Below are 24,894 nucleotides of genomic sequence, written 5' to 3'. Positions count from 1 at the left end.
GCCCACCGAAAACCCCCGGAAAGCGCGCTTTCCGGGGGTTTTTCATGCGCCGAAGGTCACTCGGACAGCAGGCCGTTCAGGATCAGGTCGCAGTAGTCGCCGGCGATCTCGACGGCGGTCTTGCCGCGTTCGGGATTGTACCAGCGGTGCATCCAGTTGATCGACGACAGGATCAGCCGCCCCGCCAGCGCCACGTCCAGGTCGCGGAACTCGCCCCGGTCGATGCCCTCTTGCAAGAGGGCGCGCAGGCGCTGCTCGAAGGCCTTGCGGCGCTTTACCCGTTCCTCGTGGCGGTGATGGTCGGGATCGTTCCAGAAGGCCGAGCTGGCAGCGATCCAGGCCCAGCGGTGTTCTTCGAAGAAGCCGGCCGAGGCGGTCATGAAGGCACGCACCCGTTCCGCCGAAGTGCCGTCTTCGGGAATGCGCTCCTCGACATAATCGTAAAGCCGCTTGGTCGCGTTGAAGGCGATCTGGGCGTAAAAGCTGTCCTTGTTTTCAAAATGATGGTAGAGCAGCGCCTTGGATACGCCCGAGGCCTCGGAGACATCGCGCATCGATGTCGCGTCAAAGCCCTTCTCGGCAAAGATCCGCGCCCCGGTTTCCAGCAGCAGCTCGACCCGGCTTTGCGGCGCCGGGGCCTTGTCGTCTTCCGTTTCGCTCATCATGCCTGCCCGTTTCACTGTTTCGACAAGCATACCGGGCGACTGACCGATCGGTCAACCCACTGGAACACTCAGCACTTCCGACCAATGGCGGGCCACGTGATCCAGGTAAAGGCGCACCTTGGCGGGGACCTGCACGGTTTCCAGGAAGGTGGCGTAAATGCCCTCCTCCCAGGTGGTGTTGGTGACACGGGCCTTGGGCAGCAGACGCAGCAGACGGCCCTGCGCCAGATCCTGCGCCACGGTGTAATCGTCCAGCAGCGCCACGCCCGCGCCGCGCCGGGCGGCCTCCAGCAGGACCTGGCCGTTGTTGCTGGCAAAGGCGACGGGGACGGGGAATTCGCTGTAGCTGCCGGCCATATCGAATCGCCAGTACATCCGGTCAGGGTTCATCCAGTAGACCAGGCAGGCGTGATCCAGGATCTGCGCAGGCGTCTCCAGCGGGGGGGCACGGTCCACGTATTCGGGCGCGGCCACCAGCACGCGCTCGCTGGCGAACAGCTTGCGACGCATCAGGCCCAGTTCCTGCGGCGGGGCGATGCGGAAATCGATGTCATAGCCATCCTCGCGCAGGCGCACAGGCCGTTCGCCCAGGTGCAGCTCGACCGTCAGATCTGGATAGAGGCGGTCGAAGGCCGGTTGCAGCGGCGCCAGAACCGAGACCCCGAACATGGTCCGCGAATGCACCCGCAAGAGGCCCCGCGGGGCGCTTTGCAGGGCGGTCACGTCGGCCTCGACCGCGCCCAGCTCTGCCAGGATCGCCTCGACCCGCTGGACATAGACCTGGCCCGCCTCGCTCAGCGTCAGGCTGCGGGTCGAGCGGTGCACCAGCGTCGCGCCCAGCTCGGCCTCCAGTTCCGCCACCAGCCGCGACACGGTGGGCGGCGACAGGCCCATCCGGCGCCCCGCGGCCGAAAAGCTGCCCTCTTTCACCGCCGTTACCAGCAGCGTCATCGCGCGCAGCTTGTCCATGGGCCATCTTTCCGGTTTCTGAAAAGGTCACGTCCAGATTTGACCCATTACGTCACCTCACGCAATGGCCTAGGCTGAAAACACATAACGCACTCACATGTATTGGAGGAGTACCATGGAGTTCGGAGTTTTCATCCTCGCGCAGCAGCGCGGGTACCATCAGACGTCCCATGAAGTCATCGGCAATTCGGTCGAGCAGACCGTCCTGGCCGAGCAGGCAGGTTTTGATGCCGCCTGGTACGCGGAGCACCACTTCAACAACTATTCCCTGTCGCCCTCGCCGCTGATGATGGTGGCCCATGCCGCCGGCAAGACCAGCAAGATCCGCCTGGGGTCTGCCGTGTGCATCCTGCCGCTCTATCAGGCGCCGCGCTTCCTGGCCGAGGTGGGCTTTGTCGATACGGTCTCGAATGGTCGTCTGGAACTGGGCATCGGCTCGGGCTACCAGGAGTTCGAGTTCGAGCGTTTCGGCACCTCGCTGGCCGATGCCGGTCCGATGTTCGCCGAATACCTTGACGTGATCCCGCAGGCGCTGACCCAGAAGACCTTCGAATACCACGGCAAGTATCTGAACATCCCGCCGTCCTCGCTGTCGGTGCGCTGCGTGCAGGATCCGATGCCGCCGATCTGGGTGACCACCGGCAACCCCAAGGTCCGCGAGCGCGCCATGCGCGAGGGCCACAACCTGTTCGTCACCGTGCTGCATGGCGATCTGGACGCGATCCAGGGCCTGCGCACCAAGCTGGAAGATGCCGCCGAAGGCGCGGGCACCAATCTGGCCGACACCAAGCTGGGCTTCCTGCGCTGCGGCTATGCCTCGGACAACAAGGCGGAAATCGAAAGCTACCTGGACAGCGCGCGCTTTGCCCGCCGGCTGTCGGAATCGCTGCGCGACCGGCGCCAGCAGACCGATGACGGCTATCTGATGCAGGAAGTGCCCCTGCAAAAGGAAATGTCGCTGGACGAGATGGCCGCGAACCTGCCGGTCGGGTCCGTCAACCAGGTCATCGACCGCCTGCTGGCGGAAATCGAGATCCTGAAACCCCAGCACATCGCGCTGCAGACCCAGCTGGGCGATTTCGACCAGAAGACCATGCTCAAGCAGATCGAGCTGTGGGGCGACAAGATCATCCCCGCCGTCCGCAAGGCCCTTGGCAGCGACGTGACCGAACCCAAGCGCGCCACGGCCTGAGCCATGCGGATCCATGTCACCCCCGAGGTGGCGCCCTGGCTGGCCGATCCCGGCAACCTGCGCGCCTTCTCGATCCTGATGGATGCGCGGCTGCGCGACAGCCGTCAGGCGGCGCTGTCGGGGATCGCCACGCACAGCGACGACGATCACGCCTGGGTCCGCCCCGGCGCGATCCAGGCGCTTAGCCCGCTGGCGGGCGATGCCCAATGGGATGCGGGCTTTGCCGCGATGGTCGATTTCGCCGCCCGCCACGGCTGGCTGAACGATGCCGGAGAGATCCGCGCCCATATCGAATGGGCCGACCTGCCCGAGGCCGTGGACGCGGCCAGCTTCCGCAATGCCATGCGCAAGTTCGGCAGCGGTGTCTGCATCGTCGCCGCGGGCGAGGGCGAGGCCCGGGCGGGCATGACCGTCTCGGCGTTCTCGTCGCTGTCGGCCGACCCGCCGATGGTGCTGGTCTGCCTGAACCGCGGCGCGTCGAACCATGACGCGCTGGTGGGGGCGGGGCTGTTCAGCATCAACATCCTGGGCGGCGACCAGCAGGAAGAAGCGATGCTGTTCGCCGGTCAGCGCGGCGTCACGGGTGCGGCGCGGTTCGAGGCCTCGGACTGGGCTGCCAGTCACCACGGCGCCCCGGTCCTGCAAGGTGCGCACCAGACGCTGGTCTGCGTGCCCACTGGCCAGATGCGCGCGGGCAGCCACACCATCCTGACGGGCCGCGTGATCGAGGCCCCTCCCGCCTGCGCGGCCGCCGCGCTGGTCAATTACGACGGGGCGATGCAGCCGGTTCGGGCGCAGGCCTGACCCACCCGTCGTCAGGTTCGCCGACCCTCCCTCGGCAACCTCGGGGCGCAGCCCGGGTCCTCCGCCCGGCTGCGCCTTGGGTCGTTTCAGGCCTCAGATCGGCAGGCGGCCCTGCAGCCAGATCAGCGATGGCCAGGCACACAGCCAGATCCAGAAGAACCGGTTCAGCCCGAACAGCAGCGCATTCGACAGATGGAACGCCGCCGCCAGCCCCAGCCCCGCCAGCAGCGCCAGCGGATGCAGCAGGAACAGCGGAAACGACACCTCGACCAGCATCACCAGCCAGCCGCCCCAGAAGGTGACCAGCCGGCGCCGGGCCAGCCGCCGCAGCCCCTCGCTGACCGGATAGGCCGAGAACAGGAAGACATCGCGCAGCGCCTCGCCGCGCCGCCAGGCGGGGTTCGCCAGCTTCACCTGACCCGAGACGACGTAACTTAGCACCAGTTGCAGCGCCAGATAGCCAAGCGCCACCTGCGCCCAATAGGGATCGGGGGAAAGATGCGCAGCCGACAGGCACGCCAGGATCAGCAGAGACATCTTGTCGGCGCCGCCGTTGAACGGCCCGTCGTAACGCCACAGCCACCACAGCCCGCAGCCGAACAGCCCCCAGACCGCAGGCGCCGCCATCCGCGGCAGCAGCAGCAGCGCGCAAAGGGCCAGCCGCAGGATCAGCCAGGGCCGCGCCGCGCGGTCGATCACCAGCTGTTCCAGCGTCTGCTGGGCCAGCGCCAGCGCCAGCAGAACCTCGGTCAGGCGCCAGGCGGTGGCGAACTCCACCTCAGCCCTGCCCGTCCAGCGGCGCCTGATACAGGACCTCGTGCCTCAGGCCCGCAGGACCCTGGCTGACGAAGACCAGCCGCAGTTCCACCGCGCCGGGCGACAGCTGGCGCACATGGCGTGCAAGGTCGCGCCGGGCATGGTCCGAGCCCTGCTCGACCACCCGTTCCGACAGGCTGACCAGATAGAGCGCCCGGTTCCAGCGCGGGTTCCAGACCATCCGCCGCAGCATCCGCAGGGGCGTGACATGGGCGGGCCGCGGCGTGACCTCGGCCCAGGGGGATCCGGGCCCGCGCGCCTCGACCCGGGGCGAGGGCGCCACCGCCCGGAAGAACCGCCACGAGGGGATCAGCGCAGGCAGCAGCAGGTGAAGAAGATGCACAATGACCATGGCCGGGACACTGCCCCGGCCATGGTTAAGGTGCGGTTATCCGGTTACGCCTCGCGGCGCTTGCGCATCTGCCTGGTGATGTTCAGCTGGTGGATCTGGCTGGTGCCTTCATAAAGGCGGAACAGCCGGATGTCGCGATAGTAGCGTTCAATCGAGGAATGGTCCCCCACGAAGCCCGCACCGCCAAAGACCTGCACGCAGCGATCCGCCACGCGGCCGCACATTTCCGACGCGAAGTATTTGCAGATCGAGGCCTCCAACGCGATGTCGCGGCCCTCGTCGCGGGCACGGGCCGTGGCCAGGACCAGCTGTTTCGCGGCCTCGATCTCGGTCCGGCAATCGGCCAGCAGGGCCGCGACCAGCTGGTGGTCGATGATCGCGGTGCCGAACTGGCTGCGCCCCTCGGCATGGTCCAGCGCCATGTCCAGCATGCGGATCGCCGGGCCCGTGCACAGCGCCGCCAGATGGATGCGCTGCTTGTTCAGCACCTTCATCGCGGTCTTGAAGCCGACGCCCTCGACGCCGCCGATGATGGCCGAAGCCGGCACGCGGCAATCCTCGAAATGCACCTCTCCGACCGGAGAGCCGCGCTGGCCCATCATCCGGTAGCCGCCCGAGGTCCGCAGCCCCGGCGTGCCGCGCTCAATGATGAAGGCGGTGACACCGCGCGCGCCTTGGCTGTCGGGATCGGTGCGGGCGAAGACGGTGAACAGATCGGCAATGGGCGCATTGGTGATATAGCGCTTCATGCCGTTCAGAACATAGTGATCGCCATCGCGCACTGCGGTGGTTTCGATGTTGCTGGCCTCGGATCCGGCGTTGACCTCGGTCAGCGCAAGCGATCCCGTGGCTTGACCGCTGGCCATCAGGGGCAGGTAGTTCTGCTTCTGCGCCTCGGTGCCGTCGGCGACCAGAGCCTCGGATCCGATGCCGGTGTTGGTGCCGACGCGGGCGCGGAAGGCCACCGCGCATTGCGACAGTTCCAGCGCACCCAGGATCAGTTCCTCGGTGGTCAGGCCAAGGCCGCCGTATTGTTCGGGGATCGACCAGCCGAAATAGCCGCGCGCGGCCATGTCGGCGACGATCTCTGCCGGGACCTCGTCGGTTTCGGCCACAAGGTCTTCGGCCGGATGGGCAACGGTGCGCACCCAGTCATGCACCCCGTCCAGCAGGGCACGCAATTTTGCTTCGTCGCGGATCATCGGTTCCTCCCCCTCAGCTCCAGTCCGGTTTGCGCTTTTCGATGAAGGCCGCGAGGCCCTCGGCCGCCTCAGAGCCGAAGCGGGCGCGGTTCATGCGGCGGGCCTCAAGATCCAGCTGCGCGGCCAGGCCCTGGGTGGGGGCCAAAGTGATCTCTTCCTTGATCACCGCCATCGCCTGGGCGGGACCGGCGGCCAGCTGCGCCGCGATGTCCTGCGCCTGGGCCAGGACCTCTCCGCCCTGACACAGCCGGTTGATCAGCCCCAGATCATGCAGCCGCTGCCCCAGCACCGGCGCACCGGTCAGGCACATCTCTGTCACCAGCGGACGCGGCAGCGCCATGGTCAGGAAATGCGTGGCGCCGGCATCGGGCGTCAGGCCGATCTTCACATAGGCGACGACGAACTTGGCCTCGGGCGTGGCCAGGATCATGTCACAGGCCATGGCCAGCGAGAACCCCGCCCCCGCGGCCCCTCCCTCGACCGCGGCGATCACCGGCTTGGGGCAGGCCCGCACCGCAAGGATCATCGCATTCAGGGCATCCATGTTGGCGCTGACCTGGGCCATGGTCATCTGCGCGCTGGCCTTCAGCCCGGCGATATTGCCGCCCGAGCTGAAGAACCCCGCAGCCCCGGTCAGCACGATGGCCCTGACGGAGGGATCTTCCGAGGCCATGCGCAGCGCCGCCCCCAGTTCACGGTAGTTGTCCGGCGTGATCGAATTGCGCGAGGCCGCGCCGTCCAGCGTCAGGGTCAGCACCGCGCCATCAAGAGCCGTGCGCAGGATGGTTGCATCGCTCATCAGACCCGCTCCAGCACCAGGGCGATGCCCTGACCTACGCCCACGCACATGGTGCACAGCGCATAGCGCCCGCCCGTGCGTTGCAGCTGGTAGGCCGCGTGCAGCACCAGCCGGGCGCCCGACATGCCAAGGGGATGGCCCATGGCGATGGCCCCGCCATTGGCGTTCACATGGGGCGCGTCATCGGGCAGGCCAAGATCGCGCAGCACGGCAAGGGCCTGGGCGGCGAAGGCCTCGTTCAACTCGATCACGTCCATCTGCGCCAGCGTCAGCCCGGCGCGCGCCAGAACGCGGCGCACCGCCGGCACCGGACCCACGCCCATCACCCTTGGCTCCACCCCGGCCGAGGCCATGGCCACCACCCGCGCAAGGGGCTGCAATCCGTTGGCCGCCGCCGCCCCGTCCGAGGCCAGCAGCAGCGCCGCCGCCCCGTCGTTGACGCCCGAGGCATTGCCCGCCGTCACCGTCAGATCCGGCCCGTTGACGCCCTTCAGCCGGGCCAGGCTTTCGGCGGTGGTGCCGGGGCGGGGATGTTCATCGACGGCAACCACCAGCGGATCGCCCTTGCGCTGCGGGATCGTCACGGGGATGATCTCGGTCGCGAAGATGCCGGCGGCCTGGGCCACCTCCCAGCGGCGCTGGCTTTCGGCGGCGAAGGCGTCCTGATCGGGACGGTTGATGCCGTAATCGGCCGCCACGTTGTCGGCGGTCTGCGGCATGGAATGGCTGCCATGGGCCTTGTGCAGCGCCGGGTTGGTGAAGCGCCAGCCGATGGTGGTGTCATAGACGGTGGCCTGCCGCGACCAGGCGGTTTCGGCCTTGGGCATGACGAAGGGCGCGCGGGTCATGGATTCAACCCCGCCTGCCAGCATCAGATCGGCATCGCCTGCCCGGATCGTGCGCGCCGCCAGGCCCACCGCATCCATCCCCGAGCCACAAAGCCGGTTCACCGTCGTCCCCGGCACCCCCACCGGCAGCCCTGCCAGCAGCACCGCCATGCGCGCGACGTTGCGGTTGTCCTCTCCGGCCTGGTTGGCGCAGCCCAGGATCACGTCATCGACCGAGGCCCAGTCGACGCCGGGGTTGCGCTCGGCCAGGGCCTTGAGGGGCAGCGCCGCAAGGTCGTCGGCGCGCACCGCAGCCAGCGCCCCGCCATAGCGGCCGATCGGCGTGCGCACCGCGTCGCAGATAAAGGCTTGGTTCATGTGATCCTCCCGTAGTCCTCCTGACCGCCACTGACTAACCGGACGGTCAGTGCGACTGTAAGCATGTTTCCGCAACGGTTTCCAGTCCCGAGTTCACCCCCATGCCCGCAAAGGAAAACCGCCGCCCCGGGGGTACGGGACGGCGGTCAGCTCGGGACTGGCTATATGGGTCGGTGCCTCAGGCGCGCGACAGCAGGCTTTGCGGACGTGCCCGCGCCAGCGAGACGGTCAGAGCGGCAGTGATCCCCGCCTTCACGATGTCGCCGGGGATGAAGATCAGCACCAGCCGGGCGGATTCGCCCAGCGTCTTGCCCAGCACCATCGCCATACCGACGACGCCGAAGGCATAAAGCACCACGATCCCCCCGATGACCGAGGCCACCGTTGCCACCAGCCCCAGGGGTGCCGCGCGCCAGCGCTCGACGATCAGCCCGGTGACGAAGGCCGCCGCGACCCAGCCCGCCAGAAAGCCCGCAGTGGGCCCCGCAAAGACGCCCAGCCCGCCGCGTCCGCCCGCCAGCAGCGGCAGGCCAAGCGCCACCAGCGCCAGGAAGACGAGGACCGCCAGCGCACCGCGCCGCGCCCCCAGGATGGTGCCCGCCAGCATGATGCCCATGCTTTGGGCAGTGACGGGGATGCCGAAGCCCAACGTCAGTTTCGGCATGAGGCCGAGGGCGGCAATGACGGCGGCGAACAGCGCCACGTGCGAGACGGTCTTTTCCATGTCGATATCCTTGTCGGAAAGGGGTCAGTCGTCGGGATCGGTCAGGCCGCCGCGCGCCTTCAGCGCCTCGGCCACGTGATCGGCATCATCAAGCGCCAGCAGCGTCAGCGGCAGGATCACCCGCCAGCGCGGCCCCCGCAGGCTGCGGGCCCGCCAGCTGCGGGTCAAGAGGGCGCCCTTGTCGGTCAGCACGGGAATGGTGCGGATGACCAGCGCCAGGCAGATCTCGGCGGCACGCAGATTCAGGCCCAGGCGCGCCAGCGGCCGCAGCAGGGCGTGCAGGACCTCCATCATGTCGGAAAGCCGGGTGGTCATGGTCACCAGGTTCGCCAGCCCCACCGCCGTCACCATCCGCATGACGATCACCGCCCCGCCCACCGGATCGCCCGAGGCCGCATCCCAGATCATCACGATCACCGCCACCGGCCACAGCACCCGCAGCGCCCGCAGCCCGGCGCGGGCAAAGGCGCGGCCGGGCAGCAGATAAAGCGTCACCATCAGCGCCAGCGCCACGGCATGGAACAGCGCCGATGTCATCACCGCCAGCCCCACCGTCGCCACCAGCAGCGCCGCCAGCTTGGCCGCCGCCGGCACGTCATGGGCCCGCGTCCTAACCGGCGAGGTCAGAGATATCATCGCTCTCTCCCTGTCGCGCCATCTCGGCCAGATAGGCGGGCAGGACCTCGGCGGCGGGTCCCTGGGCGCAGATCCGGCCGCGTTCCAGCCACAGGATCGTCTCGCAGTCGCGCAGATCCTCGGGGGCGTGCGAGACATGGATGATCCCGCCGTCGTAATGCCCCAGGTAGCGCATCAGCTGCGCCTTGGTGGGAATGTCGAGCGCCGCAAAGGGTTCATCCAGGATCAGCACCCGCGGCTTCATCGCCACCACCGCCATCAGGCAGACCAGGCTTTTCTGCCCCTGCGACAGCGCCGAGACCGGGACCTCAGCCCAGTCGGCCTTGCCGAAGGCCGCCAGGACGGCACGCGCCGCGTCCTCGGCCGGGCGGCGGCGGCCCAGCAGCTGGCGCAGGCCAAAGCTGACCTCTTCCAGCACGGTGGGAAAGATGATCTGGTGGTCGGGGTTCTGGAACAGGATGCCCACGGTGCGCAGCGCCGCGCGGCGGTCCTTCAGCACGTCGATGCCGTCCAGCCGCAGCTCTCCTTGCGAGGGCGCCATCAGCCCCGCCAGCAGCCGCGCCAGCGTCGACTTGCCCGAGCCGTTGCGACCCACCAGCCCCAGGCTGCGAAAGCCGATGTCAAGGTCCAGCCCGTCCAGCACGGGACGGTCGTTCAGGCGCAGGCCGACGCCCTTCAGGCGCAGGGAAATGGGGCTGTCTTGCGGCACGGGACGGCTCTGGCCTCCGGGTTCGGGTCTCCTCGGGGGGTGACATGCCTTCAAGCAGCGGCGGACGCAAGATGGTTGCGCCGCCACCTGTCCCGCGGCTGCGACAACTTGCCCCTACGGCGGGCATTCTGTCGCGCCCGATTTTCTGGCACTTCCCCTCGCATGGCCGTGATCCGTCACATCCTGCTGCCCGCCCTCTGGGCGCTGACCCTTGCGCTGGTCAGCGTCGTCTCGGCCATGCACATGGCGCCGGGGCGCGGCATGATGCAGATGGCGCCGATGGCGCAGGCCATGGACCACATGGGCCAGATGGCGGGCATGGACCACGATGCGCCGTCGGGCCATGCCGGCCACGGCGGCTATCACTGCCCGTTCTGCCACCTGCTGCCCGAGGCCCCGCCGCCCGCCGCCCCCGATGCCCATCGGGTGCTGCTGTCGGATTACCACCTGCCCCGCCCCAGCCCGCAACGGCTGCCGCGACAAAGGCTGGACTTCGGGCTGACGGCGCGCGCGCCCCCGATGGCGGTCTGATCCCCTTTCCTTTGCATCAGACCCATCCCCCCGCGATCCGCGGGATCCATCGGAGTATCCGGATGAAACACCTTCTTTGCACCGTGGCCGCCCTGGCCGCGCTTTCCAGCCCTGCCCTGGCCCATGTCACCATCGCCGAAGGCACCATTGCCTCTGGTGCCACCGGCAAGATCACCCTGCGCGTGCCGCATGGCTGCGACGGCAAGGCGACCCATGCGATCCACCTGACCATCCCGCAGGGCTTCTACGCGGTGAAACCCATGCCCAAGGCGGGCTGGGACCTGTCGATCACCACCGGCCCCTATGCCACGCCGATGACCAGCCACGGCAGCACCGTCACCGAAGGCCCGCAGGAGGTCACCTGGTCCGGCGGCACGCTTGAGGACGCCTGGTATGACGAATTCACCATCCGCGGCACCGCAGGCCCCGACCTTGCGCCCGGCACGGTGCTGTATTTCCCGACCAGGCAGGACTGCGACGACGCTTCCGTCGACTGGAGCGACACCTCGGGATCGCATGACGTGCCGAACCCGGCGCCCAAGATCACCGTCACCGCCGCCGAGGCGCCCGCCCATGACCATGGCGACATGGCGATGAAGATGGACGCGCCCAAGGCCGTCACCCTGGGCGATCTGACCCTGGGCCAGGCCTTTGCCCGCGCCACCCTGCCCAATGCCCCGGTGGCGGGCGGCTTTGTCAGCATCACCAATGCCGGCGCCGCCGATCGGCTGGTCTCGGCCACAAGCCCCGCCGCCGGCCATGTGGAGATCCACGAGATGGCGATGCAGGACGGCGTGATGAAGATGCGCCCGCTGCCCAAGGGCCTGCAGGTTCCCGCCCATGGCAAGGTCGATCTGGCCCCCGGCGGCTATCACCTGATGTTCATGGACCTCAAGCAGCCGCTGAAGGAAGGCCAGACGGTCGACGTGACGCTGACCTTCGAACATGCCGGCACCGTCACCCTGCCGCTGGCGATCCTGGCGCCGAACGCCAAGGGCATGGATCACATGGATCACGGCACGGGCCACATGGCCAAGCCCGCGGCGAAGAACTGACATGTCGCGCTTTGCCGAACGCATGACGGTCGGGCTGGTGGGGGCGGGCCTTGTGGCCGCCCTTGCCCTGCTGGTGATCGAACCCCGCGTGCAGGCCAACAAGGCGGCCCTGCTGGGCAAGGGCGACTACCGGCTGGAACGCACCGACGGGGGCACGTTCACCCAGGCGACGCTGAGCGGGGCGCCCTCGGCGGTGTTCTTCGGCTTCACCCATTGTCCCGATGTCTGCCCCACCACCATGGGCGATCTGGCGCTGTGGAAAGAGGACCTGCCGCAGGCGAAGGACCTGAAGGTCTATTTCGTCTCGGTCGATCCCGAACGCGACACGCTGGACCAGCTGCGGGGCTATACCTCGTGGGTGCCGGGGGTGATCGGGGTGACGGGTGATCCGGCGGAAACCCGCAAGGCGCTTTCCAGCTTCGACATCTTCGCCAACCGGGTCGATCTGGGCGGCGGAGAGTACACGATGGACCATACCTCCTACGTGATGCTGTTCGACGCCAAGGGCATGTTCGTCGAGGAAATCCCCTATGGATCCCCCCCCGACGTGGCCGAGGACAAGCTGAAGAACCTGCTGGCCGGCAATCCCGAGGGGCGCGGCGCAAGGATGCCCTCGGACCTGATCGGGCAGATCTGCTACACGTTGCAGGACAAGGTGCTGTAGCTCCGCGACGGCGGGCGGCCCCGGCGGGCCGCCCCCTTCCTGCCCCGCGGGAAAGGCGCCCGCACATTCGCCTGTGCCTTGCAGCGCCCACCTGCCCTGTCCTACCCTGACGGCCATCCCGGGCCCGCCCGCCGGGCCTGAAAGGAGACCACCTTGACCGCCACCAAGGACACCCCCGCGCTGTCGCAGAACCCCCATGCGGTGCGCGAAACCCGCGAGAAGAACCTGGAAATCGCCATCGGCCGCCAGATCCGCGACCTGCGCAAGCGGCAGCGGATGACCGGTTCCGACCTGGCGGCGCAGGCGGGGCTGTCGGTGGGGGCGCTGTCGAAGATCGAGAACGGCCTGGTCTCGCCTTCCCTGTCGACGCTGCAGGCGCTGGCCGACAGCCTGAGGGTGCCGATCACGCAGCTCTTCTCGGGTTATGACCAGCCGCGCACCGCCGTCCACGTCAAGGCCGGACAAGGGGTCGAGATCAAGCGCGCCGGCACCCGCGCGGGCCATCAGTACAACCTTCTGGGCCATATCGGCTCGACCGACAGCGGGGTGGTGGTGGAACCCTACCTGCTGACCCTCAGGGACGAAAGCGACACCTTCCCGGTCTTCCAGCACGAGGGGATCGAGATGCTCTACATGCTGGAGGGCACGCTGGAATACCGCCACGGCGACACGCTCTATGTGCTGGAGCCGGGGGATTCGCTGCTGTTTGATTCCGATGCGCCGCACGGGCCGGAACGCCATATCGCCCGGCCGATCCGCTACCTGTCGATCATCTGCTATCCGCAGTAGGATCCAGCCGCGCCATCAGCGCCTCGCACAGCGCATGAAAGGCCGGGTCGCGCAGCAGCTCCGGGCCCCGGGGGCGGGGGAAGGGGATTTTCACCACCTCGGCCACCCGGCCCGGGCCCGATTGCATGATCACCACCCGGTCGGCCAGAAAGACGGCCTCCTCGATGCCATGGGTGACCAGCAGCGTGGTCAGGCGGCGTTCGGACCAGATGCGCTGCAATTCGATGTTCATCCGCCGCCGCAGGATCTGGTCGAGCGCCCCGAAGGGTTCGTCCAGCAGCAGGATCTTCGGATCGCTGACCAGGCTGCGCGCGATCGCCACCCGCTGCCGCATCCCCCCCGACAGTTGCCCCGGCAGGTGGCGGTCCCAGCCCGTCAGCCCCACCAGATCGATCAGCGCCCGGATCCGCCCGTCATGGGCGCGCACCGGCCGCTTCAGCACCTGCAAGGGAAAGGCCACGTTGTCGTAGACGGATCGCCAGGGCAGCAGCGCCGGATCCTGGAAGGCAATGCCCAGATCGCCGCCCGCCCGGAAGGCCACCGGATCGCGGCCCTGCAGGCGCACCTGACCCGCGTCCGGCTGATCCAGCCCCGCCACCATCCGCAACAGCGTGGACTTGCCGCAGCCCGAGGGCCCGACGATGGCCACGAATTCGCCCGGCGCCACGCGCAGATCGACGCCGCGCAGCGCCTCGACCGTGCCCTCGCGGGTGGCAAAGCGGCGGCCGAGGCCCCGGATCTCGATGTCGGGGACGGGGGTGTCAGTCATCGCGCGGCTCCGGTCCCAGCCGCGCCTTGCGATAGTCGCGCGGCGCCATGCCATAGCGGGCCCGGAAGGCCCGGCTGAAATGCGGGAAATCGCGAAAGCCGCGGCGCAGGGCGATGGCGGTGATCGGCTCGGCCGAAAGCATCCCGTCGCCCAGATCGCGGCGGATGCGTTCCAGCCGCTGCGCCTTGATCCAGCCGGAAACCTGCAGCTCCTCGCCCTCGAACAGGGCATAGAGCGCGCGCAGCGACAGCCCCTGCGCCCCTGCCACCGCCGCAGGCGTCAGTGCCGGATCATCCAGATGCGCCAGGATATGCGCCTTGGCGCGCGCCAGCTGCGCCTGACGCCCCGCGCTTGGCCGCCCCTCGCCCGCCATGTCCGACAGCGCCGTCACCAGCAGCGCCACCACATGCGCCCCGATGCGGTCCGCCAGCGGCGCCCGGCCGCTTTCGGGGCGTTCATCACAGACCGTCAGCACGAAATCGAACAGGAACCGCCCCGGCAGAGACTGCCCCGAGACCTGCCGCACGATCAGCCCCTCCAGCCCCGCCACCCGGTCCGCCAGCTGCGCCCGCGGCACCTTCAGCGCGATCTGCCGGTAGGGCCCGTCAAAGGTCATCCGGTAGGGCAGCTGGCTGTCATACAGCACGATGTCGCGCGGCTGCACCGCGATGGCGCGGCCGTGCTGTTCCAGCCGGCAGCTGCCCTCGACCTGCAGGCAGACCTCGTACCACAGATCCTCGGTGCCGATCTGCGCCTCGTCGCGCAGCACCTCCGTCGCGGTCGAGACGAAATCCGCCATCAGCACCGCCCCGCATTGCAGCCACGACAGCGCGCCGAAGAATTCGGCCCCCGGCCCCTCGGCCAGGACGCTCGATGGGAACAGCCGGTTCGCCGTCTCCTGCCACAGCGCATGGCGGGCCTCGCGCCCGACCACACTGGTCGAAACGCTGTGCCAGCCGGGGGCGGAAGGGGAATGCGCGCTCATCTGGGCCTCTGCTTCGGGTCCGGCAGGACTGCCATGCCACGGCGCGCCGGAAAAGGGCGAAAATCCCCCGCTCGCCCCACGGTGAAGCCCTGCCGTTCCGGCGCCTCTGGGCAAATCGCCGCCGAAAGGGTAGCGGTGGGATCATGTCACACCACGAAGGCCCCCTCTCATGAGCACCGAACCCAGGATCGTCCTCTTTGCCCTCGGCGGCACCATCGCCTCGCTTCAGGGCGCGAGCGGCAGGGCCGTGGCAGGCGCGATGACCGGGACCGAGCTGGTCGATACGCTAAACCTCGATCTGTCGGTGACGCTGGAGGTGGTGACGCTGGCGCAGAAGCCCTCGAATGCGATCACCTTCGACGATCTGTTCATGGTGCGCGACTGCGCCGCGCAATCGCTGGCCGAGGGCGCAACCGGCGTCGTCATCAGCCAAGGCACCGACACGCTGGAAGACAGCGCCTATCTAATGGACCTGATCTGCGACTTCCCCGAGGCGGGTCTGGTGCTGACCGGGGCGCAGCGCGTGCCCTATGCGCCCGGCAGCGACGCCGCCCCCAACATCCGTGACGCGATCACCGTTGCCGCCTCGCCCGCCGCCCATGGCGCCGGCGCGCTGCTGGTCTTCGACCAGTCGGTGCACGAGGCGCGCCATGTCCGCAAGGTCTCGACCTACCGGCTGGGGGGCTTTGCCTCGGTCGGGCATGGGCCGCTGGGCACGGTGGATGGCGATTTCGTCGACCTGCGCCGCCCGGTGCCCTGGGCCAAGCCGCATTACGGCAGCCTGACGCCCCCCCTGCCCCGGGTCGACATCCTGCCGGCGGCCATGCAGGCCTCTCCCCTGCTGCTGCGCGCCGCCGTCGACAGCGGCGCCAAGGGGCTGGTGCTGGATGGCTTCGGCCGGGGCCAGGTACCGCGCGACTGGATGCCCGTGATCCGCGAGCTGCGCGCAGAGGGCATCGCCATCGCCATCACCAGCAGCACCCTCTCGGGGCGGCTGGCCGAGGATTACGACTATCCCGGCTGCCTGGCCGAGCTGAAGGCCCTTGGCGTGGTCCCCCATGACGAGGTGACCGCGCGCAAGGCCCGCCTGCAGCTGATGTGCGAACTGGCGGCCCTGCGGCCGGCCGACTAGGCCGATCAGCCCAACTAGGCCGCGTTGAACCGGGCCGTGGTGGTGTCGCAGGTGTAAAGCCGCGCCAGATCCTCGGCCCGGGCGGCCAGATCGGCCACGGCGGCGATGATCCGGTCGGCCTGCGCGTCATCGTGCAGGTACGACAGGTTCAGCCGAGTCCAGCCGGGTTTCTCCAGCTCTTCGCCCGCCGCCAGCCGCGCCATCAGCGCGTCCGAGGCCGCTGCATCGATCCCCAGCAGCCGATGCGCATAGGGGCCCGCGCAGGCACAGCCGCCGCGCGCCTGCACGCCGTAGTGATCCGACAGCATCCGGGTGAACAGCTGGTGGTGCACCCGGCCCTTTGCCCCGAAGACGCGGAAGCTGAAGACCGGCAGCGCGGCGCTGTCCGCATTCTGGCCCAGGATCTGCAGTTCCGGCACCTGGACCCAGGCGGCCAGTGCCCGCTGGCGCAGCGCCTCGTCCCGTTCGCCGATGACCTTGGTGCCGACCGCCGCCTTCACCATCACCGCCAGCGCCGCGCGGATGTCGGCGACGACATTGGGCGTTCCGGCCTCTTCGCGGGCCTCGACCCGGCCCGAATAGACCTGCGTCCAGGGCGAGACGAAGCTGACCGTGCCGCCCCCCGGCAGCGTCGGCGTCGCCCGCGCCACGATGCTGTCGCGCACCACCGCCACGCCGGATGCGCCGGGGCCGCCGGGGAACTTGTGCGCCGAAAAGACGATGGCATCCTTGGCGCAGCCCGTGCCCGACTTCATGTCCATCTCAAGATAAGGCGCGCCGCAGGCATAGTCCCAGATCGCCAGCGCGCCATGCGCCTTCAGCATCCCCGTCACCGCGTCCGTATCGCTCAGCAATCCCGTGACGTTCGACGCGGCCGAGAAGCTGCCGACGATCAGCGATGCCCCCTGTGCCTCCTCCAGCGCCGCCTGCAGCGCCGCCATGTCGACACCGCCGCCCCGGGCCTCGGGCAGTTCGGTGACGCGCGCGCCGCTCTCGCGCCAGGGCAGGATGTTGGAATGGTGCTCGTAGGGGCCGATCAGCACGCGGATGTCCTCGCCCGCCGCCACGCGCTCGCGCAGGTTCAGCAGGCCAACGATCCGGTTCAGCCCGCCCGTGGCGCCATTGCCGGCAAAGATCACGTGGCAGTCGGCGGTGGCACCCAGCTGCGCGGCGATGATGGCGCGGGCCTCTTCGCGCATCCGGGTGATGGTGCGGCCGACAAAAGACGCCTCCGTATGGCTATTGGCGTAATAGGGCAGCACCTCGGCCTGGACGAAATCCTCGACCTGGCGCAGCGCCCGCCCCGAGGCCACGTAATCGGCATAAAGCAGATGCTGCGTGCCGAAGGGGGTGTCAAAGGCCATCCCCTCGCCGATCAGCCCGGCGCGGATCTGCTCCAGCGCATCGGGCCGCGACAGGCTGCGGGCAAAACGCTGCAACGCCGTCAGGGAAGCATCCGGGGAGGTCGGGAAGGACAGGGCCTGGGTCATTTTACCGCTCGCAGATCATTTGCGATGGATAATATTGACATATGGCGCATATTTTCGTCTGATTATCTACATCATTCCCGAAATTTTGCAGTATCTGACCCAATCATGACCATCAATCTAGATGAAACGGATCGCCGGATCCTGCACGCCCTGCAGCGCGACTCCGCGCGCTCGCAACGCGAGATCGCCGAGCTGGTGGGCCTGTCGCAGAATGCCTACTGGCGCCGCCTGAAGGCGCTGGAAGGCGCCGGGGTGATCACCGGCTACCAGGCGCGGCTGGATCCGCAGGCGGTGGGGGCGGATCTGATCGTCTTCTCGATGGTGCGCACCCGCAGCCATTCCGCCGACTGGCTGAAACGCTTTCGCGCCCATGTCGCCACCATCCCCGAGATCATCGGCTTTTACCGCATCGGCGGCGACTACGATTACCTGCTGAAGATCGCCACCAGCGACATGGCCAGCTATGACCGCGTCTACCAGCGCATCATCGAAAAGATCGAGCTGGAGACCATCACCTCCTACTTCACCATGGAAACCATCCTCGACGACCGCTCCCTTCCGGTCTGAGCCCGTTTCGTGATCATTCCCGCGACGCCGGTTCCGGCAAAGCCGAAACTGCAATTGCAAACGATTACAAATGGTGATCTGGCTGGGGAATACCGGTCCGCCCGGGCGTCGATGCCCCGGCCCCGGAGCCTGCGAGGACCACAATGACCCACCCAACCGACACCACCGGCCCGGCTGCGACCCCGGACCAGAAGCTGCCCTTCGTCACCGGCCACGACTACTGGACCACCCATGCGGGGCTGGGCCTGCGGGCGGTGCGCTTTGCCGACGGCCCCCACGGCCTGCGCGTGCAAAACGACGAGAACCCCGACCACCTGGGGCTGGAACGCTCGGCCCCCGCCACCTGCTTTCCGCCGGCGGTGACGCTCGCGTCCTCCTGGGACGAAGCCCTGATCGAGGAAGTCGGCGCAGCCCTCGGCCGCGAGGCCCGCGCGATGGGCGTCGACGTGGTGCTGGGCCCGGGCCTGAACCTGAAACGCAGCCCGCTGTGCGGCCGCAACTTCGAATACTATTCCGAGGACCCGCTGCTGTCAGGCCTGCTGGCAGGCGCCTCGGCCCGCGGCATCCAGAGCATCGGCGTCGCCGCCTGTCTCAAGCATTTCGCCGCCAACAACCAGGAGATCGACCGCCACCGGATCTCGGCCAACATGGACGAGCGGACCCTGCGGGAAATCTACCTGCGCAACTTCCAGATCGCGCTGAAATCCTCTGGCGCGTGGTCGGTGATGACCTCCTACAATCGCGTCAACGGCGTGCATGTCTCGCAGGATCCGCTGCTGCTGGAGCAGATCCTGCGACAGGAATGGGGCTTTGACGGGCTGGTGATTTCCGACTGGGGCGGGGTCTATGATCCGGTCGCGGCGATCAATGCCGGGATGGACCTGCGGATGCCGGGCCGCCCCACCGATCCCCGCATCGCCCAGGCCTTCGCCCGCGGCGAGGTGCCCGAGGCGCGCCTTGACACCATCATCGACCGCATCGCCCTGCTGGCGGAACGCACCAGCGGCACCCCCTGCCCCGTCGATCATGACGCCCACCACGCCCTGGTCCGCCGCGCCGCCGCCGAAAGCGCGGTGCTGCTGAAGAACGACGGCGCGCTGCCGCTGGATCTGGCCTCGATCGGGTCGCTGGCGGTGATCGGCGAACTGGCCCGCACGCCGCGCTATCAGGGCGCCGGCAGTTCCCGGGTCCATGCCACCCGTGTCACCACGCTGCTGGACGAACTGATCGCCCGCACCGCCACCTGCCCGCTGACCTTCGCCCCCGGCTATACGCTGGCGGATGGTGCCCCCGACGAGGCCCTGCTGTGCGAGGCCCTCTCGGCCGCGCAGGAGGCCTGCACCGTGCTGCTGGTCCTTGGCCTGCCCGACAGCGCCGAGGCCGAGGGCGGTGACCGCGACAGCATCGACCTGCCCGCCCAGCAGCTGGCGCTTCTGGACACCCTCGCCCGCGCCGGCATCCCGGTGATCGTGGCGCTGGCGAACGGCGCCGTCGTCACCACCGCCCCCTGGCGCGACGGCGCCCGCGCCATCGTCGAATTCTGGCTGACCGGCCAGGCCCAGGGCGAGGCGATGGCCGACATCCTGCTGGGCGATGCCAACCCCTCGGGGCGGCTGGCGGAAACCATCCCCGTGCGGCTGCAGGACAGCCCCGCGCACCTGTCCTTCCCCGGCGAATTCCAGAACGTCACCTATGCCGAGGGCATTCACATCGGCTATCGCTCCTACGACGCCCGCGACGTGGCGGTCGACTATCCCTTCGGCTTCGGCCTGTCCTACACCACCTTCGCCTATGCGGGCCTGTCGGTCGATGTCTGCCCCCTCGGGGACCCGATCGCCTTCCGCGCCCGGATCGATCTGACCAACACCGGCGCCCGCCCCGGCGCCGAGGTCGTGCAGCTTTACGTCCACGAGCCCGCCGCCCCGGTGATCACCCCGCCCCGCGAACTGCGCGGCTGGGCCAAGGTGCACCTCGCCCCCGGCGAGACCCGCACCGTCGAGATCGCCGTCCCGCGCGCGCATCTGCAGCACTGGCACCCCGAAGCCGCCGCCTGGGTGCAGTCGGGCGGCCCGACCGAGGTGCAGATCGGCGCCTCGTCCCGCGACATCCGCCTGACCCAGAGGATCGACCTGCCCGGCCGCCCGGTACCGGTGCGGCTGGATGCCTGGTCGCGGCTGGGCGACTGGCTGGACCACCCCGTCATGGGGCCGAAGATCCAGACGCTTTTTGACGAACGTGGCGGCGTCAAGGGCCGGGCGGGTGATCTGCTGAGCGATCCGGTGGGGCGGCATTCGATCCTCTCGGGTCCGCTGACCTCGATCGCGCAGATCCCCGGCGTCCCCCTCGACCCCGAGGATCTGGCGCGCCTGTGCACCGAGGCCGAAGCCCTGCCCGCCTGAGCCCCCTAGGAAACGACGCGGCCGGCAGGGATCCCTGCCGGCCGTCTTTTGGTGATCTTCCCCGCGGGGAAGACGCCGCTCAGCCCTGATGGGGCCCGCGCAGTTCCTGCAGCTGGCGCCGCAGGGCGTTCCATTCGGCGGCTTCCTCGGGCCGGCCCTCGTCCTGGCATTCGCGGACCTTCTCGGCCAGCCGGACCTCGGCCTTGCGGCCCTGGGCCCGGTACAGCGCCCGGGCCATCGTGGCGGTTGTCATGGTGTTCATCGGATCCTCCTCCTTGAGGCCGCGCGGGGCGCGGCTGGCGCCATGCTACAGCAAAACCCGCCCCTTTGCAGCCGCGCGGCCAGATGCCGCCGTCAGCCCTCGATGCGGATCTCGGTCAGGGTGGGATCAAGGCGACGCAACGCGGCATCAAGGCGGGTCTGGAAATGCGTCCGCACGTAGCTGGCATGGAAGGCCGAAGGCGCCGCCAGCACCAGCCGCCCCTGCCCCGCCGACACCTGCCGCAGCGCGTGGAACCAGGCGCCATAGGTCACCGCGTCCTCGGCCTGCAGATGCGCCTGCAGCGCCGCCCAGGGCCCCGTCCCCTGCGGCACGGGATGGGCGCGCAGCGGCACCACGTTGCTGTCCTGGGGCGGCTTGCGGGCCGGGTCCAGCCGTTCGACGAAATCGGGGCCGATGTTGTCCCAGGTGGGGCGCGTGTCTTCCAGCATCCGCTCCAGGTCCAGGCCATAGACGCTGAGGCGCCCGCGGGCGCCGCGCTGCTTGGGCACCAGCCAGCCCATGGCGCGCAGACAGGCCATCTCTCGTCTGACGGTGCGTTCATCCACCGACCACAGCCGGGCGATTTCGCGTTGACCGACGCAAAGTTCGTCCCGCGCCCAGTTGTAGCGGGCGGTGATCAGCGCCATGATCCGCAGCACGCGCCGCTGCGCCAACCGGTCCTGTGCCAGGGCATGGGCCATCAGCGCCGACAGAATGTCGTATTTGCGTGCCGCCGCACCCGGTCCGGCGGGTTTCGCCACCTGCATCGTCGTCTCCTGCAGGGGGCTGCCCTGCCTGCCTGTCTCGTCCTCCGGGGTTTGGAACCCCGCTGGGAAGGGCTTGCCAACGCTCTTCCTCGTTCTGTGGCCATTAACGTCCGGTTTCTCGATTCTGTCAAGCGGGGGCGGTCAGGGGACGGATGCGAACCCAATCAAACGAAATGAATTGGGTATTAATAGGTATTGGAGGACAGTTTCTTGTGTCCTCTAATCCGCTGGAAATGTCCCCTATTCCAGTCCCCTGCCCGGCAAACTGTCCTCTATTTCCGGCCCCCTTTGGCGGCATCGGCGGCCCGGGGCGGACGGGAACGATTCGTCCGGGGTTCTCCGGGCTGTTCAGGGCGTAAACATCCCCGCGGGGAAGATCGACGTTCAGTAAACTCTCTCTTTACCGGAAAAGCAAATCCGGCGTATTTAGGAAACAGAGCAGAATTTACGTTGAGGTTTTCATGTATACCCATACCGATCTGGCGCGACTTCAGGCGCAGTCGCTGAAGATGCAGGGCTGGATCCGCCAGCAGACCTTCAGCCCCGAGCACACCAAGACGCTGCGCCGGTTTTCCTCGTGGGAGGTGTCCGAGCTGATCTTCCGCATCAACCAGTCGACCTTCCGTGGCCGGCTGGCTGCCGACCCCAGTCTTCCCGGCGGGGAAGTCGAGGAAGACGGCCGCCAGCGCTGGTATTCGCTGGAAGAGATCAACGAGCTGCGCCGCCGCATGAAGATCAACCGCAAGTCCCTGATGCCCGAGCGCCCCGCCGGCAAGCGTGCCTTCCGCGCCGCCGTTGCCAACTTCAAGGGCGGTGCGGGCAAGTCCACCGTGGCACTGCACCTCGCCCATGCGGCGGCGCTGGATGGCTACCGGGTTCTTGTGGTCGACTTCGACCCCCAGGCGACACTGTCGCATTCCATGGGCCTGACCGACGTGGCCGAGGACTATACCGTCTGGGGCATCATGGCCCGCGACCTGATCCGAGAGACCGATCGGATGAACGCTGCCGTCACCGGCGCGGCCTCCGGGACCGCGCTGCCGCAGCGCAAGATCCCCGCCTCGATCCGCGACATGGGCCTGGACGAGCTGCGCCATGCAGATTTCATCAAGACCACAGCCTGGTCCACCATCGACATCATCCCCTCCTGCGCCAACGCCGCCTTCGTCGAATTTGCCTCGGCGCAGTACCGGCACCTGAACCCGGAATGGACCTTCTTCGCCGCCGTCAGCCGCTACCTCGATGGCATTGCCGATGACGATTACGACCTGATCCTGTTCGACTGCCCCCCCGCCATCGGCTACCAGTCGATGAACGCGGTCTTCGCCGCCGACATGCTCTATATCCCCTCTGGCCCCGGCTACTGGGAATATGACAGCACCACCTCCTTCATCGGTCAGCTGGCCGAGGCGCTGGAGGATCTCTCGCACGGCTTTTCCGGCACCTTCCCCGCGGGGAACATCACCCTGCCCAAGGCCTTTGCCGACATCCGCTTCCTGATGACCCGCTACGAGCCCGGCAACGACCTGCACCGCGCGATGCTGGAAGCGTTCCGAAAGGTCTTTGGCGATCATGTGACTGAACACCCGATCGAAATGACCCGCGCGGTCGAGCAATCCGGCCGCTTCCTGTCCTCGGTCTACGAGATCGACTACCGCTCGATGACGCGCGAGACCTGGCGGCGGGCCCGCGCCAGCTTTGACCGGGCCTATGAAGAGTTCAAGACCAACGCGATCGCGGCCTGGGACAAGGTCTGAAAGGAGGCTGAGGCATGGCACGCAAGAGACGAATGTTCGACATCGAAATGCCCGAGGAGGCCGCCCCGGCGCAGGCCCCCGCGCCCGCGCCCATCGTCCCCGCGGGGAAGGTCGCCGAGGACGCCCCCGAGACCCCCGAGGCGCCGCGCCGCCGCGGGCCCATGGCCACCGCCATCGGCGAGACCGCCGAAAGCAGCCGCGCCCGCCACGAGATCGAGGCCCAGATCCGTGCCGAGAACGACGCCCTGGCGCATGAGCACATGCGGCTGAAGCGCCTTGGTCTGGTGATGGAGTTGCTGCCCCTCGACAGCATCGACACCGCCAAGCTGGTGCGCGACCGCGCCAAGGGCATCGACTACGAGCTGGCCGAGCTGAAGGGCTCGATCGCCTCTCTGGGGCTGTCGAACCCGATCCGGGTCGAGGCCCGCGCCGATGGCCGGTACGAGCTGGTACAGGGCTTCCGCCGTCTGGCCGCCTACCGGGCGTTGCTGGACGAGACCGGCGAGGCCGAGCGTTGGGGCACGATCCCGGCCGTCGTCACCCAGCCCGGCGACGAGCTGGAGACGCTCTATCGCCGCATGGTGGACGAGAACCTGGTGCGCAAGGACATCTCGTTCGCCGAGATGGCGCAGCTGGCCATCGACTATGCCGCCGACCCCTCGACCCGCGAGGATGACGCCGACAAGGCCGTGGCCGAGCTGTTCCAGTCGGCGGGCTACCAGAAGCGCAGCTACATCCGCAGCTTCATCAAGCTGATGGCGCGGCTGGGCGACACGCTGCGCTTTGCCCCCGACATCCCGCGCGCTCTTGGTCTGGCGCTGGTCCAGAAGATCGAGGAGGTCGAGGGCGTGGTGCCCGCGATCAAGGCGGATCTGGCGCCGATGGACAATCGCTCGGTCCGGGACGAGCTTGCCGTGCTGCGCCGCCACGCGGGCCTGTCAGAGGCCGCGCCCGCGCCCAAGGCCGCTACCCCCAAGGCCAAGGCGCCCGGTGCTGCGCGCACCAGCTTCCAGTTCCAGCGCCGCGAGGGCCGGGCGCGCTGCACCGCCTCGAACGGGCGGCTGGAGCTGCGGCTGGAGCGCGACTTTTCCACCATCGACCGGCGGCGGCTGGAAGAGGCGGTGAAGCAGATGCTGGACCAGCTGGACTGAGCCTTCCCCGCAGGGAAGACCCGACGCCCCCGGAGCCGCCCTCCGGGGGCGTTTGCATTTGGGCGCCGGGCCGTGCCGCTGTGGGGGCGGGGGCCGGGCGTCGGGGGCGGGGGCCGGGCGACGGGGCAGGCAGGCAAGGGGGCTTCCCCGCGGGGAAGGCCAGGCAGGGCCGGGCGAAGGGCCACGAAAGGGCTTGCACGAGGGGCGGGGCATGGCACCTTTTTCTGGGTCTGGGTCTGGGTCTGGGTCTGGGTCTGGGTCTGGGTCTGGGTCTGGGTCTGGGTCTGGGTCTGGGTCTGGGTCTGGGTCTGGGTCTGGGTCTGGGTCTGGGTCTGGGTCTGGGTCTGGGTCTGGGTCTGGGTCTGGGTCTGGGTCTGGGTCTGGGTCTGGGTCTGGGTCTGGGTCTGGGTCTGGGTCTGGGTCTGGGTCTGGGTCTGGGTCTGGGTCTGGGTCTGGGTCTGGGTCTGGGTCTGGGTCTGGGTCTGGGTCTGGGTCTGGGTCTG

General features: G+C 68.4%; 26 protein-coding genes. 11 read left to right on the top strand and 15 right to left on the bottom strand.

Annotation, left to right across the window (positions count from 1 at the left end):
• Window positions 1-56 precede the first annotated feature (56 nt).
• Together AC2ITM_RS17510 and AC2ITM_RS17505 are read right to left on the bottom strand one after the other, a co-directional pair.
• Window positions 57-662 (bottom strand): TetR/AcrR family transcriptional regulator, encoded by a 606-nt coding sequence (locus tag AC2ITM_RS17510; protein ID WP_486469727.1) that lies wholly within the window; start codon window positions 660-662, stop codon window positions 57-59.
• Window positions 663-716: 54 nt separating this feature from the next.
• Window positions 717-1,634, bottom strand: a complete 918-nt coding sequence (locus AC2ITM_RS17505; RefSeq protein WP_486469726.1) for a LysR family transcriptional regulator — start codon at window positions 1,632-1,634, stop codon at window positions 717-719.
• Between the two features lie 115 nt (window positions 1,635-1,749).
• Between AC2ITM_RS17505 and AC2ITM_RS17500 the strand changes: the two genes are divergently transcribed.
• Together AC2ITM_RS17500 and AC2ITM_RS17495 are read left to right on the top strand one after the other, a co-directional pair.
• Window positions 1,750-2,826, top strand: a complete 1,077-nt coding sequence (locus AC2ITM_RS17500; RefSeq protein WP_486469725.1) for an LLM class flavin-dependent oxidoreductase — start codon at window positions 1,750-1,752, stop codon at window positions 2,824-2,826.
• A gap of 3 nt (window positions 2,827-2,829) precedes the next feature.
• Window positions 2,830-3,630 (top strand): flavin reductase family protein, encoded by an 801-nt coding sequence (locus tag AC2ITM_RS17495; RefSeq protein ID WP_486469724.1) that lies wholly within the window; start codon window positions 2,830-2,832, stop codon window positions 3,628-3,630.
• A 93-nt stretch (window positions 3,631-3,723) separates the two neighbouring features.
• On the opposite strand, the gene AC2ITM_RS17490 is transcribed toward AC2ITM_RS17495, so the two are convergent.
• From AC2ITM_RS17490 to AC2ITM_RS17455, 8 genes are all read right to left on the bottom strand, one after another.
• Window positions 3,724-4,407 carry an HTTM domain-containing protein gene (locus tag AC2ITM_RS17490; RefSeq protein ID WP_486469723.1) on the bottom strand — a complete coding sequence of 228 codons (684 nt, stop codon included), beginning with the start codon at window positions 4,405-4,407 and terminating at the stop codon, window positions 3,724-3,726.
• Between the two features lies 1 nt (window position 4,408).
• The gene (locus AC2ITM_RS17485; RefSeq protein WP_486469722.1) at window positions 4,409-4,789 is read right to left on the bottom strand and encodes a hypothetical protein; all 381 of its coding nucleotides are present in this window, start codon (window positions 4,787-4,789) and stop codon (window positions 4,409-4,411) included.
• Between the two features lie 53 nt (window positions 4,790-4,842).
• On the bottom strand, window positions 4,843-6,000 hold the full coding sequence (locus tag AC2ITM_RS17480; RefSeq protein WP_486469721.1) for an acyl-CoA dehydrogenase family protein: 1,158 nt from the start codon (window positions 5,998-6,000) through the stop codon (window positions 4,843-4,845).
• Window positions 6,001-6,013: 13 nt separating this feature from the next.
• Window positions 6,014-6,799 carry an oxepin-CoA hydrolase, alternative type gene (locus AC2ITM_RS17475; protein WP_486469720.1) on the bottom strand — a complete coding sequence of 262 codons (786 nt, stop codon included), beginning with the start codon at window positions 6,797-6,799 and terminating at the stop codon, window positions 6,014-6,016.
• Window positions 6,799-8,004 (bottom strand): 3-oxoadipyl-CoA thiolase, encoded by a 1,206-nt coding sequence (gene pcaF, locus AC2ITM_RS17470; protein ID WP_486469719.1) that lies wholly within the window; start codon window positions 8,002-8,004, stop codon window positions 6,799-6,801. Before pcaF ends, AC2ITM_RS17475 begins: the two co-directional genes overlap by 1 nt.
• A gap of 178 nt (window positions 8,005-8,182) precedes the next feature.
• On the bottom strand, window positions 8,183-8,728 hold the full coding sequence (locus AC2ITM_RS17465; protein ID WP_486469718.1) for a biotin transporter BioY: 546 nt from the start codon (window positions 8,726-8,728) through the stop codon (window positions 8,183-8,185).
• 24 nt (window positions 8,729-8,752) lie between these two features.
• Window positions 8,753-9,364 carry a CbiQ family ECF transporter T component gene (locus AC2ITM_RS17460; protein ID WP_486469717.1) on the bottom strand — a complete coding sequence of 204 codons (612 nt, stop codon included), beginning with the start codon at window positions 9,362-9,364 and terminating at the stop codon, window positions 8,753-8,755.
• Complete coding sequence (locus tag AC2ITM_RS17455; protein ID WP_486469716.1) at window positions 9,339-10,073, bottom strand: energy-coupling factor ABC transporter ATP-binding protein; 735 nt, start codon at window positions 10,071-10,073, stop codon at window positions 9,339-9,341. Before AC2ITM_RS17455 ends, AC2ITM_RS17460 begins: the two co-directional genes overlap by 26 nt.
• 162 nt (window positions 10,074-10,235) lie before the next feature.
• Between AC2ITM_RS17455 and AC2ITM_RS17450 the strand changes: the two genes are divergently transcribed.
• From AC2ITM_RS17450 to AC2ITM_RS17435, 4 genes are all read left to right on the top strand, one after another.
• Window positions 10,236-10,604, top strand: a complete 369-nt coding sequence (locus AC2ITM_RS17450; RefSeq protein WP_486469715.1) for a DUF2946 family protein — start codon at window positions 10,236-10,238, stop codon at window positions 10,602-10,604.
• Window positions 10,605-10,666: 62 nt separating this feature from the next.
• Window positions 10,667-11,659, top strand: coding sequence for a copper chaperone PCu(A)C domain-containing protein (locus AC2ITM_RS17445; RefSeq protein WP_486469714.1), 993 nt, complete (start codon window positions 10,667-10,669; stop codon window positions 11,657-11,659).
• Between the two features lies 1 nt (window position 11,660).
• Window positions 11,661-12,323 carry an SCO family protein gene (locus tag AC2ITM_RS17440; RefSeq protein WP_486469713.1) on the top strand — a complete coding sequence of 221 codons (663 nt, stop codon included), beginning with the start codon at window positions 11,661-11,663 and terminating at the stop codon, window positions 12,321-12,323.
• A gap of 153 nt (window positions 12,324-12,476) precedes the next feature.
• Window positions 12,477-13,112, top strand: a complete 636-nt coding sequence (locus AC2ITM_RS17435; RefSeq protein WP_486469712.1) for a helix-turn-helix domain-containing protein — start codon at window positions 12,477-12,479, stop codon at window positions 13,110-13,112.
• On the opposite strand, the gene AC2ITM_RS17430 is transcribed toward AC2ITM_RS17435, so the two are convergent.
• Both AC2ITM_RS17430 and AC2ITM_RS17425 read right to left on the bottom strand, forming a co-directional pair.
• Window positions 13,093-13,881, bottom strand: coding sequence for an ABC transporter ATP-binding protein (locus tag AC2ITM_RS17430; protein WP_486469711.1), 789 nt, complete (start codon window positions 13,879-13,881; stop codon window positions 13,093-13,095). The two genes, AC2ITM_RS17435 and AC2ITM_RS17430, sit on opposite strands and share 20 nt — an antisense overlap.
• Window positions 13,874-14,866, bottom strand: a complete 993-nt coding sequence (locus AC2ITM_RS17425; protein ID WP_486469710.1) for an AraC-like ligand-binding domain-containing protein — start codon at window positions 14,864-14,866, stop codon at window positions 13,874-13,876. The genes AC2ITM_RS17430 and AC2ITM_RS17425 overlap by 8 nt, the downstream gene beginning before the upstream one ends.
• 169 nt (window positions 14,867-15,035) lie before the next feature.
• On the opposite strand from AC2ITM_RS17425, the gene AC2ITM_RS17420 reads away from it, so the two are divergent.
• Window positions 15,036-15,998, top strand: a complete 963-nt coding sequence (locus tag AC2ITM_RS17420; RefSeq protein ID WP_486469709.1) for an asparaginase — start codon at window positions 15,036-15,038, stop codon at window positions 15,996-15,998.
• 14 nt (window positions 15,999-16,012) lie between these two features.
• Here AC2ITM_RS17420 and AC2ITM_RS17415 read toward each other — a convergent pair whose 3' ends face one another.
• Complete coding sequence (locus AC2ITM_RS17415; protein ID WP_486469708.1) at window positions 16,013-17,488, bottom strand: aminotransferase class V-fold PLP-dependent enzyme; 1,476 nt, start codon at window positions 17,486-17,488, stop codon at window positions 16,013-16,015.
• 105 nt (window positions 17,489-17,593) lie between these two features.
• On the opposite strand from AC2ITM_RS17415, the gene AC2ITM_RS17410 reads away from it, so the two are divergent.
• Together AC2ITM_RS17410 and AC2ITM_RS17405 are read left to right on the top strand one after the other, a co-directional pair.
• Window positions 17,594-18,055 carry an Lrp/AsnC family transcriptional regulator gene (locus tag AC2ITM_RS17410; protein ID WP_486469707.1) on the top strand — a complete coding sequence of 154 codons (462 nt, stop codon included), beginning with the start codon at window positions 17,594-17,596 and terminating at the stop codon, window positions 18,053-18,055.
• Window positions 18,056-18,198: 143 nt separating this feature from the next.
• On the top strand, window positions 18,199-20,454 hold the full coding sequence (locus tag AC2ITM_RS17405; protein ID WP_486469706.1) for a glycoside hydrolase family 3 C-terminal domain-containing protein: 2,256 nt from the start codon (window positions 18,199-18,201) through the stop codon (window positions 20,452-20,454).
• 79 nt (window positions 20,455-20,533) lie between these two features.
• On the opposite strand, the gene AC2ITM_RS17400 is transcribed toward AC2ITM_RS17405, so the two are convergent.
• Both AC2ITM_RS17400 and AC2ITM_RS17395 read right to left on the bottom strand, forming a co-directional pair.
• On the bottom strand, window positions 20,534-20,716 hold the full coding sequence (locus AC2ITM_RS17400; protein ID WP_486469705.1) for a hypothetical protein: 183 nt from the start codon (window positions 20,714-20,716) through the stop codon (window positions 20,534-20,536).
• Window positions 20,717-20,808: 92 nt separating this feature from the next.
• Window positions 20,809-21,483 (bottom strand): DnaA N-terminal domain-containing protein, encoded by a 675-nt coding sequence (locus AC2ITM_RS17395; protein WP_486469704.1) that lies wholly within the window; start codon window positions 21,481-21,483, stop codon window positions 20,809-20,811.
• Window positions 21,484-21,944: 461 nt separating this feature from the next.
• Here AC2ITM_RS17395 and AC2ITM_RS17390 point away from each other — a divergent pair, with 461 nt between their 5' ends.
• Entirely contained in the window at window positions 21,945-23,240 is a 1,296-nt protein-coding gene (locus AC2ITM_RS17390; RefSeq protein ID WP_486469703.1) for an AAA family ATPase, read from the top strand.
• 14 nt (window positions 23,241-23,254) lie between these two features.
• On the top strand, window positions 23,255-24,391 hold the full coding sequence (locus AC2ITM_RS17385) for a ParB/RepB/Spo0J family partition protein (protein ID WP_486469702.1): 1,137 nt from the start codon (window positions 23,255-23,257) through the stop codon (window positions 24,389-24,391).
• Window positions 24,392-24,894 lie beyond the last annotated feature (503 nt).

The sequence above is a fragment of the Pseudooceanicola sp. NS-SX9 genome, from assembly GCF_057380705.1.
Note: the sequence above shows the minus strand (reverse complement) of the source record. Positions and strands in the feature narration are given on the sequence as shown.